Source organism: Sphingosinicella microcystinivorans, assembly GCF_027941835.1.
In the GTDB taxonomy this organism is placed as follows: Bacteria; Pseudomonadota; Alphaproteobacteria; order Sphingomonadales; family Sphingomonadaceae; genus Sphingosinicella.
The window spans coordinates 2,835,913-2,855,328 of the sequence record NZ_CP116005.1; the positions used below are offsets into that span (position 1 = coordinate 2,835,913).

Consider the following 19,416-nt stretch of genomic DNA (forward strand, 5'->3'; position numbering starts at 1 on the left):
CGATGGCTTTTCCAGTCAGAACGGTGATTGTTATGGCAGCGGCTATTCTGGCCGCTGCCACAGGTCTTGCGGCCCGCGCAGAGACGAGAATCATCTCCGTGCGGGCCACCGTGAATCTGCAGGCTGTCATAGATGCAGCCTCCGCGGGCGACACCCTCCGGCTTGGTCGCGGAGAGTACAGCGGACCGATCGTCATTGCCAAGCCCCTGACGCTCGAAGGCGAACCCGGCACGATAATCGTCGGCTCGCGTGTCGGTAGCGTCATTACGCTCGAGGCCGTTGGCACGATTGTGCGCGGCCTTGAGGTCAGGGGCTCGGGGACAGACATCGGCGCCTTTGACTCCGGCATATACGTATCGAGGTCCGCGAAAGGTGCACTGATCGAGAACAACGCGATCCTGGACAATCTATACGGTGTCTATCTCCAGGGCGCCGACAACTCGATGGTACGCGCCAATCGTATCGTCGGCATTCGCGAAGGCCGGACAGCAGCGGCCGGTAACGGCGTCCATCTTTGGAATGCACCCGGCGCACAAATAGTCGGCAACGATATCAGCCACGGGCGTGACGGCATCTACACTAACATCAGCCGCAACAATGTCTTTTCAAGGAATCGCTTCTCGCACCTGCGTTTCGCGATCCACTACATGTACACCAACGATAGCGTTCTGAGCAGCAATATCTCCACCGGAAACTCGGCCGGCTATGCGATCATGTACTCAGACAGGCTGGTTATCACCGACAACATCTCGGATGGCGACCGCGACTACGGCCTTCTCCTCAACAGCGCGAACGGGTCGATGATCACCGGCAATGTGGTGCGCGGCCGCTTCCAGCCCGTGTCCCGCTGGATCAACGCCGGCCGCCGCGGCGGTCTGCACGGCACCTTCACGGAAGCTGCCACAAACCTGCCGATCACTGGGGCGCAGCGGCTCGGCCCGGAAAAGTGCGTCTTCATCTACAGCGCAAACCACAATCAGTTCTCGAACAACCGATTTGAGAATTGTGCGATCGGTATCCATTTTACGGCCGGCTCGGAGCGCAACCGCATGACAGGCAACGCCTTCGTTCGGAATCGTAACCAGGTGAAGTATGTCGGTACACGCCATCTCGATTGGTCAGCCGGAGGACGTGGAAACTACTGGAGCGACAACTCCGCCTTCGACCTCAATGGTGACGGCATAGCCGATATTCCGTACCGCCCCAATGGAATCGTCGATCACGTGCTGTGGATCGCTCCGCAAGCCAAGATTCTGATCAACAGCCCCGCAGTGCAAGTCATCCGCTGGGCGCAACGGCAGTTCCCGGCGCTCCTACCCGGCGGCATCGTAGATAGCCGGCCGCTGATGGCGCCACCACCGATTGGAGAACAGCCGCTATGAATGCCACCGTCGCACTTGATGGCGTCTCAAAATCCTTCGGCATCATCGAGGCTGTCAAATCCGTGACCCTGATGCTTGGTGAGGGCGAAACAGTGGCCATGGTCGGCCACAACGGTGCGGGGAAAACGACCCTTATCAAACTGATGCTTGGACTGATCCGGCCGACAGAAGGGACCGTGCGCGTGCTTGGCGAGAATCCCTTGACCGGCGACCCTGCCGTACGGGCGCGCCTTGGCTATTTGCCGGAGAACCTCGCCTTCAACCCCTCACTGACGGGGCGTGAAACCCTCGGTTTTTATGCCGCGCTCAAGCGAACGCCGCGCATGCAGATCGACCCGCTGCTGGAGCGTGTCGGAATTTCAGCGGCAGCGGACCGGGCTTTGCGCACCTACTCAAAAGGGATGCGCCAACGTCTTGGTCTGGCGCAGGCGCTACTCGGGGACCCTAAAGTCCTCTTGCTCGACGAGCCGACAACCGGCCTCGACCCGGCGCTGCGCTACGACTTCTATGCGTTCCTCGATGAATTACGTGCAAGCGGCGCGACAATTCTTCTGTGCTCACATGCGCTAAGCGAGCTTGAAGGTCGCGCCGACCGCGTCGTCATCATGGGGCGAGGCGCCATGATCGCCAATGGCACGCTTGATGAGCTGCGCCGCATAGCGCAATTGCCGACACGCATCCGCGTTAAACTCGGCGATGTATCACTGCGAAAGCCGAGCGGTACGGAAGGCTGGAGAGCCATCGACGACCGGACGTTTGAGACCTATGCCTTGCCGGAGCACAAGATACCCCTGCTACGCTCGGCTGTCAGTGCCGAGATTGCGGATATCGACGTCACGCCGCCGCCTCTCGACGAGCTCTATGCACATTTTCAGGGCCATGAGGAGCACTGTCGATGAGGATCGTACTGATCATCGCGCTCAAGGAGATCCGCGAAGGGCTTCGCAATCGCTGGGTGCTCGCCACAACCCTGCTGCTGGCCATTCTTGCTCTCACGCTCGCCTTCCTCGGCAGCGCACCTACAGGGAGTATTGGCGCCAGCCCCCTCCGCGTCGTCGTCGTCAGCCTGTCCAGCCTATCCGTGTTTCTTGTACCGCTTATCGCTCTCCTTCTCTCGCATGATGCAATCATCGGGGAAGCCGAGCGCGGAGCGATGCTCTTGCTGCTTAGCTATCCACTTGCCCGATGGCAGGTCATTGCAGGCAAGTTCGCCGGACATCTGGCGATTCTTGCATTCGCCACACTCATCGGATACGGCGCTGCTGCCGGTATGCTGACTGTTGTCGGTGAGGCCGTGGACCCGGCGAGCTGGGCGGCTTTCAGCGCACTTATCGGATCTTCGGTTATCCTGGGCGCGGGGTTCCTCGCAATAGGCTATCTCGTCAGTGCGCTTGTCCGGGAACGTGGTACAGCCGCCGGTATCTCCATCGGTATCTGGCTTGTATTCGTTCTCATATACGACATGGCGCTCCTCGGCCTGCTTATCGTCGACCAGGGTCACGCAATCACGCCGAGCATACTCAATGCGCTTCTCCTCCTCAATCCCACAGATGTGTACCGGCTACTGAATCTGGACGGCGGCGCTGTCGGCGCACTGTCCGGAATGGGCAATGTTGCCAATCACCCGTCACTCGGCCCCACTGCACTGATCGCGGCACTCATCATGTGGACTGCCGTGCCGCTCGTCGCTGCTATGCTGGTCTTTTCAAAAAGGGAGCTATGATGCGCATCCTTATAGGCCTTTCCTTCGCTGTCGCTATGGCGGCTTTCAGCGGATGTTCGTCGGAAGATGGTACTAAAATGCCAGCCCCCTTCTCACTTACCGAGGAGGCGGTGGGCCACTATTGCGGTATGGATATTCTGGAGCATGATGGCCCGAAGGGGCAGATCATCCTTACCGGCGCCATCGTGCCGATCTGGTTCTCATCGGTGCGCGACGCGGTTGCTTTCACCATGCTACCTGATGAGCCGAAGGACATCGCAGCCATTTATGTATCGGATATGGCTGCATCGCCAAGCTGGGAGCAACCGGGTGCCGATAATTGGATCGACGCCAAAAAGGCTTTCTTCGTCATTGGCAGTCAGAGGCGTGGTGGAATGGGTACGGCTGAAACAGTGCCATTCTCGACCGAGGCCGCCGCGCGCGATTTTGCCGGTACGCACGGCGGCAAGGTGGTCCGCTTTTCGGATATCCCCGCCGACTATGCACTCAGTGGTGAGAACGCGCCTGTTGATCCCGCCACATTGCCGCAAGATCATACGGGGCACTAAGCCATGGTTTCTACCTCCACGCGCCGCCGGTTTATCGGCATTTCTGCCGCCGCCGCAGGATTGGCGCTACTCCCTTTCGGACGGGTCGCCCAGCCTCATTCACAGACTGTCCGCTGGCATGGTCGTGCCTTCGGCGCTCCGACAGAGCTGATTCTGCATCATCGCGACCGCGCAGAGGCCGAGCGACTTGTCATGCAGGTCGCGGCAGAGATCGCGCGCCTGGAAAGCATATTCAGCCTCTATCAGCAGCACTCGGCTCTGAGCACACTCAATCGGCTCGGCGTGCTGATCACCCCGCCCCCGGAGCTCGTGACGTTACTTGAGAAAAGCCGCACGGTCTGGGATTTGACCGGCGGCCTGTTCGATCCGACAGTACAACCGCTTTGGCAGGCCTATGCCCAGTATTTCTCCATTGCCGCTTCGGACCCCGCTGGCCCTTCGCGCCAGAAAATCGAGTCTGCACTCGACCTGATCGGTTTCGACCGTGTCATCTTCAACCACGATCGCATTGCTTTCGCGCAGCGCGGCATGGCGCTCACGCTCAACGGCATCGCTCAGGGATACATAACTGACCGGATCGTCGATCTGCTGCGCGAGAATGGCATCACCAGCACCATTGTGAACATGGGCGAAGTTCGCGCCGTGGGTATGCGTAGCGATGGTACGCCATGGCGGGTCGGCATCAATGACCTGGATACCGGGCCCGTAGAAGGGTACCCGCTGGTGGACCGGGCCATTGCGACATCGAGCCCGAATGGCTTTCGCTTCGGGGGTCCCGGGTCACCCTCCCACCTGCTGCATCCGCGAAGTGGCGCATCCGAGAGCTTATATGGCAGCGTGAGTATAGTGGCTCCCGAAGCGGCGACTGCCGATGCACTTTCGACTGCCTTTGGCTTCCTCACGGTCGAACGTATTTCTGGGCTTCTCACTACCCTGCCGGATACAGAGGTGCATCTTGTTAGGCATGATGGCCGACACCTGCATCTTGCCTAGATGTTTGGCGCTGGGATTGGCCCGCAGCTTGTCTCGTAGCTGAAGGCTGGGTGAGCTTGACGCCGACGCGCGCAAGCTTGGCGTCAAGCTCGAAACTTTCCTTGGGGGGGCGTCTTGAGCGAAGGGAACCAAGTTGTTGTTCCTTCCAAAGTAGGCGGTGCACCCATATCACGCTAATCTGACAGATGGCGATCGGCCAAGCTGGTCGATCGCCAGCCGATGTGGCTTCGTCTGGATTCACCGAGGTGTCGATCAGGCCGGTTCGTGGCGCCAGACGGTACAGCAGCCTGTTGATGCGGGCCGTACTCTGGAGCTGATCGTCTATCCCGACGAATGCCACGTGAAATAGCAGCCCACACACCGTTTGGCCGTGTACGGACGCAACCTCGACTGGTTCGCCTTCTGGCTGCAAGGCTTGGAGGACGCCGATCCTCGGAAAAGCTCCCAATACGAGCGCTTGCGGGACATGGGGCAACGCGCGGGCTGAATGTCATTTCAGGTCGATTACACCAGCGGGACCGTTGGGGCCGCGCCCACCGCGTATGCGCGCCATGAACGCAGCCACGCTTCCACGTTTACCCAACAGTGCGCCGAAAAGAATGGCGCCGTGACGCCGAACACCCAGTCAGCCGCCGCGTCGGCCTTTCCGAGGTAGAACAGCAATGCCAGCGAATCGGACATGCACCGATCGACGCCCGACACCAGCGGCCGTGCGGCCGCAAAGCGTGCCGCCTTTTTCAGCAATCCGGCCTCGTCTCCTGCACGCCGGCTCCATCGCAATCGCTGTGCTCGCCGCCTCGCCATGATGGCTTTTAGCGGGTGGCGGGCGAGAGCTTGCTTTGCGAGAGCCTTGCAGGCGAGCACGCGCGGCAGATCCCAGAGCGGGCCGCGCAAGGCGGTCTGATCAATCGCAGTCGTCGCAGTCTGACACGTCGTCAGATGCGCCGCTGCCGACGAAAGCGGATCATCGGCAAGCAGCCCGGCGCGCCAAAGCTGAGCAGATGCCTTGCTGGTTCGGTACGACTCGTCCCGTTGCGGCGAAAACAGGAAATCCGCCTTGTCCCGCTTCATTGAGGATCAGCGTGCAATAGGCACCCCCTTCGTGGGGTGATCGGCGTGCAAAAAGGACCCCTTCATCCCGGGGATTTAGTCGGCCGACTGGTTTTGATCAGTTGGCGAGAACGGGATGTTGATCGTGGAGACAGTGGTTCGGATTCGGCGTGAGCATGCAGCGGGTAAGGCGATCAAGGCGATCGCTCGTGACCTTCGTTTGTCGCGGAAGGTCGTCCGCAAAGCGATCCGGTCGCCGGAGGCGGCGTTCAACTATCAGCGCAAAGTCCAGCCGCTGCCGCGGATCGGTCCTTATCAGGATCGTCTCGATGCGCTGCTTGAGGAGAACGAAGGTCGCGGCCGCCGCGATCGGCTACGGATGACGCGTATCCATGACCTGCTGGTGCGCGAGGGGTTCGATGGATCCTATGATGCGGTGCGCCGCTATGCGGCGCGCTGGCGTGCTGCGCGGCGGAAGGATGCTGGCGAAGGCGCACCGGCGTTCATCCCGATGACCTTCCAGCCGGGTGAGGCCTACCAGTTCGACTGGAGCCACGAGGATGTGGAGATCGCCGGCAAGCCGATGCGGGTGAAGGTGGCGCATATGCGTCTCTGCGACTCGCGCGCACCCTATGTCCGGGCCTATCCGCGCGAGGGCCAGGAGATGCTGTTCGATGCCCATGCCCGGGCGTTCGCGTTCTTCGGCGGTGTGCCGCGACGCGGTATCTACGATAATATGAAGACGGCGGTGACGGCCGTGTTCACCGGCAAGGAGCGTGTGTTCAACCGCCGCTTCCTGATCATGACCGATCATTACATGGTCGAGCCGACCGCCTGCTCGCCGGCGGCGGGATGGGAGAAGGGCCAGGTCGAGCAGCAGGTCCAGACGATCCGAGGCCGCTTCTTCCAGCCGCGACTCCGGTTCGCCAGCCTGGCCGAGCTCAACGGGTGGCTGGAGGCCGAGTGCCGGCGCTGGGCCGAGCATCATGCCCATCCCGAACGCGGGGATATTACCGTCGCCGAGGCGCTGGATATGGAGCGACCGGCCCTGCAGCCGATCCTGGCACCGTTCGACGGCTTCCATGAGAGCGAGCATGCCGTCACCGGCACTGATCTTCCCCCGGTTGCGCGGACACCGATGAAGGGCTCATTGGAGCCAGGAGGTGTAAGATGGCAAAGGTTGGGAAGCGATATTTCACGGACGAGTTCAAGCGCGAGGCGGTGACGCTATGGGAGACGAGCGGTCGGATGCAGGCCGACGTTGCGCGTGAGTTGGGTATCATGCCGACGATGTTGAGGCGCTGGCAACGGGCACTGGAGATCAAGGGGACAGTGCCTGCGGCGAAGCCGCTATCATCGTCGATGGCGTCGCCGGCGGATCAGGCGTCGGAGATTGCCAGGCTACGCCGCGAGCTCGATCGCACGCGCATGGAGCGCGACATTCTAAAAAAGCGGTCGGCATTTGCGCGGAGATGCCACGGTGAAGTTCCAGTTCATCCGCGCCCATGCTGGCCCCTGGCCGGTCAGCGTCATGTGCCGCATGCTCGGTGTGTCGCGCAGCGGCTATTACGATTGGCGCGATCGACCGCCGAGTATGCGCATGACGGAGAACGCCGTGTTGCTCGCCGATATCCGCCGGATCCAGGCGCGGCATTCCGGGCGATACGGCAGTCCCCGGATGCATGCCGCGCTGCGCGCGGAAGGGCGCGGCTGCAGCCGCGGTCGTGTCGAGCGGCTGATGCGCCGTCACGGCATTCGTGCGCTTGCCGGTCGCCGCTTTCGGCCCTCGACGACCGACAGCCGCCATTACCTGCCGATCGCGCCGAACCTGCTAGCGCAGCGCTTCGAAGCAACGGCGCCGAACCGCGTGTGGCTGGCCGATATCAGCTATATCCCGACCGGCGAAGGCTGGCTGTATCTGGCGGCCGTGCTCGATCTGGCGACGCGCAAGATCGTGGGCTGGGCGATGCGGGATCACATGCGCACCGAACTGACGCTCGCTGCGTTGATGATGGCCGCCCAACGGCAGCGACCAGCACGCGGACTCGTGCATCACTCCGATCGCGGATCGCAATATGCCGCCGGGGCTTATGTCGATCAACTCACCGCGATCGGCGCGACCGCGTCGATGAGCCGCACCGGAAACTGTTACGACAACGCGCCGATGGAGAGCTTCTTTCATACGCTGAAGGTCGAACTGGTCCATCAATGCCGCTGGGCAACGCACGTCGAAGCCCGGCAGGCTCTGTTCGGATATATCGAAGGCTATTATAATCGGCATCGCATGCACTCGGCGCTCGGGTATCTCACCCCCGAACAGGCCGAGCAACGCATGACGGGCTAACCCTAGTGTCCGCACAACCGGAGGAAGATCAGCACCTGCCTCATCAGCTTCGATCGCAACCGCTACTCGGTCATGTCGACGGCCGCACGCCGGACCGTTCAGGTGCGCTCCTATGCCGATCGCATCGTCATACGCTGCGGCGATGCGATCGTCGGGGAGCATGAGCGCCACTTCGGTCGGAACCGCACGATATACGATCCCTGGCATTATCTGCCGGTCCTCGCGCACAAGCCCGGCGCGCTGCGTAACGGCGCACCGTTCCAGGACTGGGATCTGCCGCCCGCCCTGCACCGATTACGGCGAAGGCTCGGCACCGGGGACGAGGCCGATCGCAGGTTCGTGCGGGTCCTCTCGGCGGTGCTCACCGATGGCCTGGAGCCGGTAGAGGCTGCCGTGCGCGAAGCGTTGGCGAACGGAACGGCCAGCGACGAGCTGATCCTCAACATCCTCTCCCGGCGCCGCGAGCCGGCGACACCCCACAGCATCGTCACTTCGGAAGACCGGATGCTGCAGCATCCTCCGCTCGCCGACTGTGCCCGCTATGATCTGCTGCGAGGCTATGATGCAGCGGCATGATATGATCGACACGATGCGCGGCCTCGGACTCAAGGGCATGGCGGCGGCGTTCGACGAGGCGGTCACCACCGGCCTCCAGCGCAAGCGCACCACCATGGAGATACTGACCGACCTGCTCCGTGCTGAGGCGACCCACCGGGATGCAGCCTCCATCCGCTATCGGATGACGGCTGCGAGGCTGCCCGTGGTGAAGGACCTGGAGCGGTTCAGCTTCGAGGGCACACCGATCAATGAGGAGATGATCCGCTCCCTTCACGATGGCTCCTTCCTCCCGCCTCGCCGCAATATCGTGCTGGTCGGCGGCACGGGGACAGGCAAGACCCACCTCGCCATCGCGATCACCGCCAATGTCGTGCGAAGGGGCGCTCGCGCCCGCTACTTCAACACCGTCGATCTGGTGACACGCCTCGAAGAGGAGACCCGGATCGGCAAAGGCGGGACCCTGGCGGCGCAGCTGTCGCGGCTCGACCTGATCGTGCTCGACGAGCTCGGTTATCTGCCGTTCGCCCGCTCGGGAGGGCAGTTGCTGTTCCACCTCATCAGCAAGCTTTATGAGCGGACCAGCGTCATCATCACCACGAACCTCGCCTTCGGCGAATGGCCGACCGTGTTCGGCGATCCCAAGATGACCACGGCGCTGCTCGACCGCGTCACCCACCACTGCGATATCGTCGAGACGGGCAACGACAGCTGGCGCTTCAAAAACCGCAGCTGACAGCCACCTTCGGCGCCTTCAAAAATCTATCTTGCGCTGCGCGCGCCTCCGGTCGGGCTACGCCCGCCCTCCGCCGCACGCAGCGCAAGGCCATCTTCAACAAACCAGCATCATATTATCCGAAAAGGGGGTCCCTCTTCGACGCCGATCGGGGGTCCCTTTTGAACGCCGTTTGACAGGCCTGTCTGCGGCAAGCACGCGGGGAAGCGTGCGCAGCTCGCCGATCAGCGCAAGCGCCAGTTTTCGTGCATGGTGCCTGCCGCTGACAAGTGTCAGCAAATGGGTCAGCAGGTCTCGATCCGCGGCCGCCCGGTCTATGCCGGGCCCGGCTCCGTCATGTGATTGCATCGTGTCCGCACCGGTCGGGTGTTGATCGGGCGGCCCCTCTTCGATTGACCGCTCAGGTCAGCCCCTCGATCCCTTCCGGTGTCGGCTTCGACGGTCCTTTTCACTATCCAGCATGCTTCTCTCCCGTTTTCTTGCGCGACCTTTTTTATGTGGGCGGTTCTATAATCAGAATCAAAAGCAAAAACGTTGATATGTATGGTAAAAAACCTGGGAGAATTTCGTGGCTGATCATGGCGAATGGCAGTGACGGAACCGCCTCGACCCTGGCTCAGAGGAACCCGAAACCGGGGAGAACCATTCAGGAACGACAGGGGCAACTGGAGAAAACATATGGCGAGCAAGATCATCAACTGCCTGTGGTTCGACCACGGCGAGGCGCGCAAGGCCGCGGAATTCTACGCGAACGTCTTTCCCGACAGCCATGTCGACAGGGTGGTAACCGCTCCCGCCGACTTCCCGTCGGGTAAGGAAGGCGACGAACTGACGGTGGAGTTCACGCTTCTCGGGAGGCCGTTCGTCGGTCTCAATGGTGGTCCCGCGTTCAAGCCCGATGAGGCCGTGTCGTTCATGATCGAGACGGAGGACCAGGCGGAGACCGACCGTTACTGGAACGCGATCGTCGATAACGGCGGTGCAGAAAGCGCTTGCGGCTGGTGCAAGGACCGCTGGGGGTTCTCCTGGCAGATCACGCCGCGCGTGCTCAGCGAAGGGTTCGCCGACCCGGACAGGAAGGTCGCAAGGCGTGTATTCGAGGCCATGATGACGATGCGGAAGATCGACGTCGCGAAGATTGAGGCAGCGAGGCGAGGTGAAGGCTGACGCGCAGACGATCAGCCGATCGAGGGCGTGCATGGCAACGGCGGCCTTCCGACGACTGCGAAGAATCTGTCGAGCGGGGCCGGCCTCCGGCCCATGCGGCAAAGCGCGGCCGGTCACGCCTTGACGGGAAAGCGCCACATGAGGCTTTGGGCGAACGGTGTCCAGATGCCGACGCGCACGCCTGCGTGTCTCAGCGTGGTGCCGGTCCATTCGTTCGATGTCCGGAAAAGGCTGTACCGGCCGCGAGCTTCGTAGAAACTGTCGGTGTCCTCGTAGCCCGGGAGCGGGACGAGCGCCCCTTCCGTCAGGCGGAAGCTCGTGAGAATGAAGCCGGCGATCCGCCGGTATTGGTCCTCGGTCACGAGCAGGGGCCGTTGGTCGGGCGCGGGGCGAGGTGCCCGAAGGTGATAGACGTGCATCAGCGTACCGCCTCGCCCGGCAAGGGCCCGCAGCGCCACACCGGCGCGCAGGTCCGACCATTCGGGCGTCGTCAGGTAGAACTCGCGCTGGCCCCAGGCGACGGCAAGATGATCGCCGGCAAGATCGGGGCGCTGCAGATGTGATGGATGAATCAGCTGCCCCCAATCGATACCCGCGGCGCGCACCGGCATCACGATGGCGGTGTGGACGCCGTTGCTGAGGATGTACAGTTGGACGCCGCGGGTCGGGGGCGACCAGCCGAGGTTGGCGGGGATCAGTGCCCCGGCAAGGGCGGCAAGCAGATAGATGAGCGGAAGCGTCGCAAGACAGAGCAGACCCCTTCGTATCCAACGCAACAACCGCAGTCTCCTCATTGGGTTCGCGAGTAATCGCGCCATTTATTTGCGGATGACGAACTTCTGCACCCTCCTGGTCACCAACTGATCGCTTGAAGCGGTGCTTCAGACGTCCTCAGGGTCGTCGCTATTCTCGCCGATATGGCGTTGAAGTTCCATTGCATCGTGGAGGATCCGGATCACGCCTACGGTTGCGTCATCGATGATGGAATAGAGAATCAGGTGCCGGGGCCTGCGGACCGGGCCGCCCGGTCCGCGTGCACGTTCACGGCTCTGTCGCAGGTGCCACGACCGGATGCCGCTACCGATTTCCGGCCGGGCCGCGCTCCCTGGCCGTTCGGGTCTTTCGGCGATGTCGCGCAGCGCCGTGGCCAGCAGCCGCTCGTAGCGCTGCCGCGCCGCAAGGCCGAAATCAGCTTCCGACTGCTCCAGTATATCGATGATGTCGGCTTCGGCCGCCGCAGCGAGCCGGATCGCCCGGCTCAAGCGCGGGCGCCCGCGCGTTTGCCCGCTTCGGCACCGAACTCTACAATGAGGGTGTCGATCCCGTCAGGTGCGACGTCACGGAATCGGCCCGCGGCGATGTCGGCAAGGCCGGTGCGTGCGGCTTCGCGCAGCGCCTCGAGCCTGAGCGCATCTTCGCGCTCACGCTGTTCTACAAGCCGGAGGCCCTCACGCAGCACTTCGCTGGCGTTCTGATAGCGGCCGGACTGCACCAGCGTTTCGATCACATCCTTCTGATGATCAGTCAGAACGACATTTCGGGTTGGCATCTGCAGTCTCTACTCGCTCGCTTCCGGGGCGTATATAGCATCATTAGCATATTATGCCAATGCCGACTTGGACGCCCCAATATGGCAGCGGACGGACACTGCGGCACGCGTAGACCCCTTTGATCGCTGAAATGTCGGCAGAAAGGCGGTCCGTGACGGCAGAGAGGCTCTAACGCTCGCGAGCCACCTGGTGCGAGTCTTGCCGGGTCAGAGCACCCCGTTCTTCCCGGAGCATTTTCGTGACCCCGACCAAGCTGCTTGTCGGCCAGATCCTTGTCGTGTTTGCCATCGTCATTCTCGGCGTATGGGCTGCGACGCAGTGGTGCGCCGCGCAGCTCGGCTATCAGCCGCAGCTGGGAGCCCCGTGGTTCACCTTCGCGGGCACGCCGGTTTACCGCCCCTGGGAGATTTTCCGGTGGTGGTATTCGTTCGAGGCCTATGCGCCGGACGTCTTCAACAAGGCGGGTGCGCTCGCCGGAGCGAGCGGCTTTCTCGGTTGCGCGGCGGCCATCACCGGTTCGCTGTGGCGCGCGCGACAGGCGCGGCATGTCACCACCTATGGCTCGGCGCGCTGGGCGACGAAGCGCGAGGTCGAACGCGCCGGGCTGCACCGTGACGCCGGTGTGTTCCTCGGTAAGCTGCGCGGCCGCTATCTGCGCCATGACGGCCCGGAGCATGTCATGGCCTTTGCCCCGACGCGGAGCGGCAAGGGTGTCGGCCTTGTCATCCCGACCTTGTTGAGCTGGACCGGTTCTGCCGTCATCCACGACATCAAGGGCGAGAACTGGAATCTCACCGCCGGCTGGCGGTCGCGATTCAGCCACGCATTGCTATTTAACCCGACCGATCCCGCATCCGCCAAGTACAACCCGCTGCTTGAAGTGCGCCGCGGCGAGAACGAGGTCCGCGACGTCCAGAACATTGCCGATATCCTCGTCGACCCCGAGGGCGCGCTCGAGCGCCGCAACCACTGGGAAAAGACCAGCCACAGCCTGCTTGTCGGCGTCATCCTCCACGTCCTTTACGCCGAGGAAGAAAAGACTTTAGCGCGGGTTGCGACCTTCCTTTCCGACCCGCAACGCTCGTTCACGACGACACTGCGCCGGATGATGACCACCAATCATCTCGGCACGGCGGACGTGCCGCAGGTCCATCCCGTCGTCGCGTCGGCGGCGCGCGAGGTGCTGAACAAGTCGGAGAACGAACGCTCGGGCGTCCTGTCCACGGCGATGTCGTTCCTGGGATTGTACCGCGACCCCACCGTCGCGGCGGTCACGTCACGCTGCGACTGGCGCATCGCCGACCTGGTCGAGGCCGATCACCCCGTCTCGCTCTACCTCGTCATCCCGCCATCCGACATCAGCCGCACCAAGCCGCTCGTGCGCCTGGTGCTCAACCAGATTGGCCGCCGGCTGACGGAGACGCTCGATGCCGCGTGAAGGTCACAAGCGTCAGCTTCTCATGATGCTGGACGAGTTCCCGGCATTGGGGCGGCTCGACTTCTTCGAGACGAGCCTTGCCTTCATGGCGGGGTACGGGGTGCGCGTCTACTTGGTGGCGCAGAGCCTCAACCAGATTGAAAAGGCCTACGGCGAGAACAACTCGCTTCTCGACAACTGCCATGTCCGGGTGAGCTTCGCGACCAACGACGAGCGCACGGCACGGCGGATTTCGGACGCGCTCGGCATCGCCACCGAACAGCGCGCGATGCGCAACTATGCCGGGCACCGCCTCGCGCCGTGGCTCGCGCACGTCATGGTCAGCCGACAGGAGACGGCGCGGCCGCTGCTGACCACCGGCGAGGTGATGCAGCTCCCACCCGCCGACGAGCTTGTCCTTGTATCGGGCATGGCGCCGATCAAGGCTAAAAAGCTGCGCTATTACGAAGACCCCAACTTCACCGGGCGCGTGTTGCTGCCGCCCGACCTCGCGCGAGGCGCCTATCGCGATCGTCCGCGGCCACGCCCCAACGACTGGAGCGGCCTTGTCCGCGCGCCCGACATGCGGCTCGTCAAGGCGGAGGACGAGGCGAAGCCCGAGGACGAGGGCGGCCTTCAGCAGCAGCGCCATCCGGGCCTTGAAGAAAAGGCCGCCAAGCCCGAACCGCCCAAGCAGCTGGAACTTCTCGATACAGACAAGGACGACGGCGACGCTGCTGCCGACAAGCGCGCCATGGACCGCGTGCGCGCCGTGCTCATGCGCGGTCATGCGATGAACCAGGGTCCGACCCAGGACCTCCTGCCGGGTCTGTAAGCGATGAAGGTCCGGCAGAACCTCTATATCGACCGCGAGCTCAGCGATGCGCTGGGCGCGCTGGTCATCCGGCGCGGCAGCAACAAGTCGCGCATCGTCAACGAAGCGCTCAAAAGCTGGCTTGCCCGCCGCGCGAGCAAGGAGGTCGACGACCTCCTGAAGGTCCGGCTCGACCGCATCTCGCGCGAGATCGGCGCGTGCCGCCGCGACATCGAGGTGGTGCTCGAAGCGCTGTCGCTGTTCGTGCGCTACCAGCTCACCGTCACCGCGCCGCTCCCCGAAGCCGACGCCGCCGCGCTCGCCACCGGCAACGCGCGGTTCGAGCGCTTTATTGCCCAGCTTGGTCGCCAGATCGCGACCGGCAAGCGCACGCTCGATACCGCCGACGCGGCGTAGGTGCGGAGATGAGCGATATCGTCTCCTTCGAGCGTCGCCGCGCGATGCTGAAAAGCGCGATGGGACCGACAATCGCCACTGCGCTCGCCGACCCGGCCGTGATCGAGATCATGGTGAATCCGGATGGTGCCTTGCGTCTCGACAGGCTTGGTGAAGGCCGCATTGACACCGGCACCCGTTATGATCCCGCGCAGGTCGAACGCATCATCCGGCTGGTAGCATCCCATGCCCGCACCGAAGTCCATGCGAACGCGCCGATCGTGTCGGCGGAGCTGCCGCCGCACGGGGACGGGGCAGGGGAGCGCTTCGAGGGCGTCCTGCCGCCGGTCAGTCTCGCGCCGTGCTTCTCGATCCGAAAGCCCGCCGCGAAGATCTACACGCTGCTCGACTACGTGACCGACGGTATCATGTCCGCCGAGACGGCGCGGGTGCTGTCGATGGCGGTCGTCGAGCGCAAGAATATCCTTGTCGCGGGCGGCACATCGTCAGGCAAGACGACGCTCGCCAACGCGCTTCTCGCCGAGATGGCGCATTTGGACGAGCGCGTCATCATCATCGAGGACACGCGCGAGCTGCAATGCGCCGCGAGCGATGTCGTCGCGCTCCGCACCCGTTCGATTGGCGCTGGCAGCATCGGCAGCATCACCATGGCCGATCTCGTGCGCTCGACGCTGCGCCTCCGTCCGGACCGCATCGTCGTCGGCGAGGTGCGCGGCCGCGAGGCGCTGGACCTGCTGAAGAGCTGGAACACGGGTCATCCGGGCGGCATCGCCACGGTCCACGCGAATAGCGCCATCTCCGCGCTCTACCGGCTCGAAAGCCTCGTGCAGGAGAGTGTCGTCACCGTGCCGAGGCGGCTGATCGCCGACGCTATCGACATGATCGTGTTCATCTCCGGGCGCGGCTTCGCGCGCCGGGTGGAGACGATCGCACGCGTCGCCGGCCTCGACCCCGACGGCGGTTACGCCGTGATCGACCTTACCCCTGACCGAACCCCCGAACCTCAAGGAGAATGACCAATGCGCCTGTCTTGCATTCCTGATCGCCAATCCATCGTCCTTGCCAGCATCGCCGTGATTGCGGGGCTCGCGCTTGCCGCCACCGCGCAGGCCGCGGGCTCGGGAATGCCGTGGGAAGAGCCGCTCCAGCAGGTGCTGGAATCGGTGCAAGGTCCGGTTGCCAAGATCGTCGCGGTGATCATCATCATCGTGACCGGCCTGACGCTGGCGTTCGGCGAGACGGCGGGAGGATTCCGGCGCCTGATCCAGATCGTGTTCGGCCTGTCGATCGCCTTTGCGGCATCGAGCTTCTTCCTGTCCTTCTTCAGCTTCGGCGGCGGGGCGCTGATCGCATGACGGCCAGTGCCCACATCGAGGGGTTCGAGGCGCCGATACACCGCGCGCTCGCCGAACCGATCCTGCTCGGCGGCGCGCCGCGCGCCATCGCGATCGTCAACGGTACGGTCGCTACGGCGCTCGGGCTCGGCCTCCAGCAATGGATTGCGGGCTTCGTGATGTGGGCGCTCGGGCACACGCTCGCCGTGTTCGCGGCGAAGCGCGATCCCGACTTCGCACCGGTGCTTGCCCGTCACCTCCGGCAACGTGGATACCTGTCATGCTAGCCTTGCGCGAATACCGGCAGAAGGCCGACCGGCTGCCGGACCATCTGCCGTGGGCGGCGCTGGTCGCCCCCGGCGTGGTGCTGAACAAGGACGGCAGTTTTCAGCGGACCTTGCGGTTTCGCGGGCCGGACCTTGAATCCGCCACCGAGGCCGAGCTGGTTTCGGCCTGCGCGCGGGCGAACAACGTGCTCAAGCGGTTCGGCTCGGGCTGGGCGCTACATGTCGAGGCCGAGCGGCGGGAGGCGCCGGGCTATCCGGTGAGCGATTTTCCCAATGCCGTGTCGTGGCTTGTCGACGAGGAACGTGCCGCCGCGTTCGAAAGCGCCGGGATGCACTTCGAGAGCCGCTACTATCTTACGCTCACTTTCCTACCGCCGCCCGACCAGGTTGACACGGCGGGCCGCGCATTGGTCGAGCGCAGCGACGACGTAAAGGGTCGCGACTGGCGGCAGGCGCTCGCCGGCTTCATTGCTGAAACGGATAGGGCGCTGGATCTGTTCTCTGGTTTCATGCCGGAGGTCCGGGCGCTCGACGACAGCGAGACGCTGACCTTCCTGCATGGCACCATATCGACCCGGCGCCATGCCGTCAGTGTTCCCGAGACGCCGATGTATCTGGACGCGATGCTCGTCGACACGCCGTTGACTGGCGGCCTTGAGCCGATGCTTGGGAATCAGCACCTTCGGACGTTGACGATCCTGGGATTCCCGGGCGCCAGCCGGCCCGGCATCCTCGACGCGCTCAACCACGAGGATTTCGGCTATCGCTGGGTGACACGCTTCCTTGCGCTCGACAAGACCGACGCGACCAAGGTGCTGACTAAGCTGCGCCGGCAATGGTTCAACAAGCGCAAGTCGATCACCGCGCTTCTGCGCGAGGTCATCTACAACCAGCCGGTCCAATTGCTCGACAGCGACGCCGACAACAAGGTGGTCGATGCCGATCTCGCGCTCCAGGCGCTTGGGCAGGATCACGTCGCGTTCGGCTATCTGACCACGACGATCACCGTTGCAGATGAGGATCGTGCGCGCGTCGAGGACAAGGTCCGCGCCGTCGAGCGGATCGTGAACGGTCTCGGCTTCACCTGCATTCGCGAGACCGTTAACGCCGTCGAGGCATGGCTGTCGAGCCTGCCGGGCCATGTCTATGCCAACGTCCGGCAGCCCATCATCCACACGCTCAATCTCGCACACTTGATGCCGCTGTCGTCGGTATGGGCAGGACCGGCAGCCAACACGCATCTGAACGGCCCGCCACTGCTCTACGCCGAAACCAGCGGCTCCACGCCGTTCCGCCTGTCGACCCACGTCGGCGATGTCGGGCATATGCTGATCGTCGGGCCGACAGGCGCGGGCAAGTCCGTCCTGCTCGCATTGCTGGCCTTGCAGTTTCGGCGCTATCCGGGCTCACAGGTCTATATCTTCGACATGGGTCGCTCGGCGCGCGCGGCGACGCTGGCGATGGGCGGCGCTCATCATGGCCTTGGTCTTGGCGGTGACGCCGGCGAGACGATCGCGTTCCAGCCCCTGCGCCACATCGACCAGCCCGACGAGCGGGCATGGGCCGCCGAGTGGATCGGGGCCTTGCTCGCCCACGAAAAGGTGCTGGTGACGCCGGAGGTCAAGGAATCGGTCTGGTCGGCGCTCACCAATCTCGCCACGGCCCCGGTCGAAGAGCGCACGCTGACCGGCCTGTCGCTGCTGCTGCAATCGGCGCAGTTACGTGTCGCATTGTCCCCGTACACCTTGGAAGGTCCGTTCGGCCGGCTATTCGATGCTGCCGAAGATGACCTCGCCATTGCCGACGTGCAGTGCTTCGAGACCGAAGCCTTGATGGGACATGCCGGGATCGTCGCTCCGGTGCTGACCTATCTGTTCCATCGGCTCGAGGAGCGCTTCACGGGCAAGCCGACGTTGCTGGTCCTCGACGAGGCCTGGGTGTTCCTCGACCACCCGCTGTTCGCCGCGCGCATCCGCGAATGGCTGAAAACGCTCCGCAAGAAGAACGTCGCGGTCGTGTTTGCAACGCAGTCGCTCGCCGACATTGCAGATTCCACCATTGCACCGGCGATCATCGAGAGCTGCCCGCAGCACATCCTGCTGCCCAACGACCGGGCGATCGAGCCGCAGTCCCGTGCCGCCTATGAACGGTTCGGACTCAATGCGCGTCAGATCGAACTGATCAGCCGCGCCGTCCCGAAGCGCCAGTATTACCTGCAGTCGGCGCGCGGCAACCGGCTGTTCGAGCTGAAGCTCGGTCCGATCGCGCGCACGCTGTGCGGTGCATCCGATCCTGAAACCCAAAAGCGCATCGACAGGATTCTCGCCGAACACGGCGCAGAGGGCTTCGCGGGCCGGTTCCTGAGCGGCGCCGGCCTCGAATGGGCGGCCGACGCAGCCGCCGGTTTTCCCGCTCCCCCGGTGCAACCATGAGGAGAAAAGACATGAAGACGTTCATCGTTGCCGGCCTGCTCGGCATTGGAGCCGTGGGCTCTGCAGCCCTCGTCGTTCCCGCGGCACAGGCGATGCCGGTGTTTGACAGCAACAACTATGCGCAGAACCTTCTCATCGCGGCGCGGACACTGAGCCAGATCAACAACCAGATCCGGTCGCTTCAGAACGAGGCGGAGGTGCTCGTCAATATGGCGAAGAACCTGTCGCGCATCGACTTCCCCCAGCTTTCCGAACTGCAGCGCAAGCTTCGCCAGATCGACCTGCTGATGAACCAGGCCCGGCTCATCGACTTCCGGCTCGACGAACTGGACGCGAAGTTCCGCGCGCTGTTCCCCGAGGAGTACGACCGGGCGCTCAGCACCGACCGGCGCGTCATCGAGGCCCGCAGGCGGCTCGATGCCGGCATGGAGGGGTTCCGTCACGCGATGGAGGTGCAGGCGCAGGTCGTCGGGAATGTCCGCGACGATGCTGAAGCGCTGTCCGCCATCGTTGCGTGTCAAACGGCGTTCAAAAGGGACCCCCGATCGGCGTCGAAGAGGGACCCCCTTTTCGGATAATATGATGCTGGTTTGTTGAAGATGGCCTTGCGCTGCGTGCGGCGGAGGGCGGGCGTAGCCCGACCGGAGGCGCGCGCAGCGCAAGATAG

General features: G+C 63.5%; 18 protein-coding genes and 3 pseudogenes. 17 read left to right on the plus strand and 4 right to left on the minus strand.

What is annotated here, in order from left to right:
* The first annotated feature begins 2 nt into the window (after positions 1 to 2).
* The 5 genes from PE061_RS13540 to PE061_RS13560 are packed head-to-tail and all read left to right on the plus strand — an operon-like array spanning position 3 to position 4,646.
* Positions 3 to 1,382, plus strand: a complete 1,380-nt coding sequence (locus PE061_RS13540; RefSeq protein ID WP_271255806.1) for a nitrous oxide reductase family maturation protein NosD — start codon at positions 3 to 5, stop codon at positions 1,380 to 1,382.
* Positions 1,379 to 2,281, plus strand: a complete 903-nt coding sequence (locus tag PE061_RS13545; protein WP_271255807.1) for an ABC transporter ATP-binding protein — start codon at positions 1,379 to 1,381, stop codon at positions 2,279 to 2,281. The genes PE061_RS13540 and PE061_RS13545 overlap by 4 nt, the downstream gene beginning before the upstream one ends.
* Positions 2,278 to 3,105 (plus strand): ABC transporter permease, encoded by an 828-nt coding sequence (locus tag PE061_RS13550; protein ID WP_271255808.1) that lies wholly within the window; start codon positions 2,278 to 2,280, stop codon positions 3,103 to 3,105. Before PE061_RS13545 ends, PE061_RS13550 begins: the two co-directional genes overlap by 4 nt.
* Positions 3,102 to 3,653, plus strand: a complete 552-nt coding sequence (locus tag PE061_RS13555; RefSeq protein ID WP_271255809.1) for a nitrous oxide reductase accessory protein NosL — start codon at positions 3,102 to 3,104, stop codon at positions 3,651 to 3,653. Before PE061_RS13550 ends, PE061_RS13555 begins: the two co-directional genes overlap by 4 nt.
* A 3-nt stretch (positions 3,654 to 3,656) precedes the next feature.
* Positions 3,657 to 4,646 (plus strand): FAD:protein FMN transferase, encoded by a 990-nt coding sequence (locus PE061_RS13560; protein WP_271255810.1) that lies wholly within the window; start codon positions 3,657 to 3,659, stop codon positions 4,644 to 4,646.
* Between the two features lie 504 nt (positions 4,647 to 5,150).
* Here PE061_RS13560 and PE061_RS13565 read toward each other — a convergent pair.
* On the minus strand, positions 5,151 to 5,717 hold the full coding sequence (locus PE061_RS13565; protein WP_271255811.1) for a lasso peptide biosynthesis B2 protein: 567 nt from the start codon (positions 5,715 to 5,717) through the stop codon (positions 5,151 to 5,153).
* A 115-nt stretch (positions 5,718 to 5,832) separates the two neighbouring features.
* Here PE061_RS13565 and istA point away from each other — a divergent pair.
* The 5 genes and pseudogenes from istA to PE061_RS13590 form a co-directional block, all read left to right on the plus strand.
* Positions 5,833 to 6,813 (plus strand): annotated as a pseudogene (gene istA, locus PE061_RS13570) (IS21 family transposase); the annotation flags it as partial.
* Between the two features lie 53 nt (positions 6,814 to 6,866).
* Positions 6,867 to 8,040 (plus strand): IS3 family transposase gene (locus PE061_RS13575; protein ID WP_420794306.1). Its coding sequence is split into 2 segments (ribosomal slippage): positions 6,867 to 7,150 and positions 7,149 to 8,040, totalling 1,176 coding nucleotides; the frame shifts between segments, so codons are not numbered across the junction.
* 30 nt (positions 8,041 to 8,070) lie between these two features.
* Positions 8,071 to 8,616 (plus strand): annotated as a pseudogene (locus tag PE061_RS13580) (Mu transposase domain-containing protein); the annotation flags it as partial.
* Positions 8,603 to 9,331 (plus strand): IS21-like element helper ATPase IstB, encoded by a 729-nt coding sequence (gene istB, locus PE061_RS13585; RefSeq protein WP_031304487.1) that lies wholly within the window; start codon positions 8,603 to 8,605, stop codon positions 9,329 to 9,331. The pseudogene PE061_RS13580 and the gene istB, both read left to right, overlap by 14 nt.
* A gap of 678 nt (positions 9,332 to 10,009) precedes the next feature.
* The gene (locus tag PE061_RS13590) at positions 10,010 to 10,498 is read left to right on the plus strand and encodes a VOC family protein (RefSeq protein ID WP_271255813.1); all 489 of its coding nucleotides are present in this window, start codon (positions 10,010 to 10,012) and stop codon (positions 10,496 to 10,498) included.
* Positions 10,499 to 10,611: 113 nt separating this feature from the next.
* Here the strand turns inward: PE061_RS13590 and PE061_RS13595 are convergent, their stop codons facing one another.
* From PE061_RS13595 to PE061_RS13605, 3 genes are all read right to left on the minus strand, one after another.
* On the minus strand, positions 10,612 to 11,277 hold the full coding sequence (locus tag PE061_RS13595) for a TIGR02117 family protein (protein WP_271255814.1): 666 nt from the start codon (positions 11,275 to 11,277) through the stop codon (positions 10,612 to 10,614).
* 102 nt (positions 11,278 to 11,379) lie between these two features.
* Positions 11,380 to 11,760 (minus strand): type II toxin-antitoxin system RelE/ParE family toxin, encoded by a 381-nt coding sequence (locus PE061_RS13600; RefSeq protein ID WP_271255815.1) that lies wholly within the window; start codon positions 11,758 to 11,760, stop codon positions 11,380 to 11,382.
* Positions 11,757 to 12,047: a type II toxin-antitoxin system ParD family antitoxin gene (locus tag PE061_RS13605; protein WP_271255816.1), complete on the minus strand. Its 291-nt coding sequence runs from the start codon at positions 12,045 to 12,047 to the stop codon at positions 11,757 to 11,759. Before PE061_RS13605 ends, PE061_RS13600 begins: the two co-directional genes overlap by 4 nt.
* 239 nt (positions 12,048 to 12,286) lie before the next feature.
* Between PE061_RS13605 and PE061_RS13610 the strand changes: the two are divergent.
* From PE061_RS13610 to PE061_RS13640, 7 genes and pseudogenes are all read left to right on the plus strand, one after another.
* Positions 12,287 to 14,300 (plus strand): annotated as a pseudogene (locus tag PE061_RS13610) (conjugal transfer protein TraG).
* A 3-nt stretch (positions 14,301 to 14,303) separates the two neighbouring features.
* A complete protein-coding gene (locus PE061_RS13615; protein WP_271255817.1) occupies positions 14,304 to 14,696 on the plus strand; it encodes a CopG family transcriptional regulator in 393 nt (130 codons plus the stop codon).
* An 8-nt stretch (positions 14,697 to 14,704) separates the two neighbouring features.
* Positions 14,705 to 15,712: a P-type conjugative transfer ATPase TrbB gene (gene trbB, locus PE061_RS13620; protein WP_271255818.1), complete on the plus strand. Its 1,008-nt coding sequence runs from the start codon at positions 14,705 to 14,707 to the stop codon at positions 15,710 to 15,712.
* 3 nt (positions 15,713 to 15,715) lie between these two features.
* A complete protein-coding gene (locus PE061_RS13625; RefSeq protein ID WP_271255819.1) occupies positions 15,716 to 16,051 on the plus strand; it encodes a TrbC/VirB2 family protein in 336 nt (111 codons plus the stop codon).
* The gene (locus PE061_RS13630) at positions 16,048 to 16,317 is read left to right on the plus strand and encodes a VirB3 family type IV secretion system protein (protein WP_271255820.1); all 270 of its coding nucleotides are present in this window, start codon (positions 16,048 to 16,050) and stop codon (positions 16,315 to 16,317) included. Before PE061_RS13625 ends, PE061_RS13630 begins: the two co-directional genes overlap by 4 nt.
* Positions 16,311 to 18,749 (plus strand): conjugal transfer protein TrbE, encoded by a 2,439-nt coding sequence (gene trbE / locus PE061_RS13635; protein WP_271255821.1) that lies wholly within the window; start codon positions 16,311 to 16,313, stop codon positions 18,747 to 18,749. The genes PE061_RS13630 and trbE overlap by 7 nt, the downstream gene beginning before the upstream one ends.
* Before the next feature lie 11 nt (positions 18,750 to 18,760).
* A complete protein-coding gene (locus PE061_RS13640) occupies positions 18,761 to 19,327 on the plus strand; it encodes a conjugal transfer protein TrbJ (protein ID WP_271255822.1) in 567 nt (188 codons plus the stop codon).
* The last annotated feature ends 89 nt before the right edge of the window (positions 19,328 to 19,416 follow it).